Annotated in this window: 1 protein-coding gene; it reads right to left on the bottom strand. The window is 64.8% G+C overall.

The genetic code is table 11. From position 1 onward, the window contains the following. A partial coding sequence (locus tag D7X12_RS45750) for an AAA family ATPase (RefSeq protein ID WP_147444035.1) occupies nucleotides 1-443 on the bottom strand: 443 nt, incomplete at both ends.

The following is a 443-nucleotide window of genomic DNA, read 5'->3' as shown; positions in this document are numbered from 1 at the left end:
CGTGCCTTGTCGGGGTAGCCAATCCATTGATACAGGCAGCGCCGCTTGAGCGCGTCGTGCACCTCGCGTGTGCGGTTGGACGTCATGATGACCAGCGGAATCACCTGCGCGCGCACCGTGCCGAATTCGGGAATCGACACCTGGAAGTCGGACAGCAGCTCCAGTAAAAACGCCTCGAACGGTTCGTCGGCGCGGTCGATCTCGTCGATCAGCAGCACGCGTGGTGTCTCGGCATGGAGTGGGTCGGGCAGCAACGCCTGCAGTAGGGGGCGCTTGAGGAGGAATTCGTCGCGGTAGAGGGTGTCGGCGCGGGGTTTTTCGCCGGCGGCCTCGGCCAGGCGCAGTGCCATGATCTGGCGCGGGTAGTCCCATTCATAGAGCGCGCTGGCGGTATCGAGCCCCTCGTAACATTGCAGCCGCAGCAGCGACGTGCCGAGCAGGCC

It is taken from the genome of Corallococcus sicarius (genome assembly GCF_003611735.1).
GTDB lineage: Bacteria > Myxococcota > Myxococcia > Myxococcales > Myxococcaceae > Corallococcus > Corallococcus sicarius.
The sequence above is the reverse complement of the archived record's forward strand: the minus strand, read 5'-3'. Positions and strand labels throughout refer to the sequence as shown.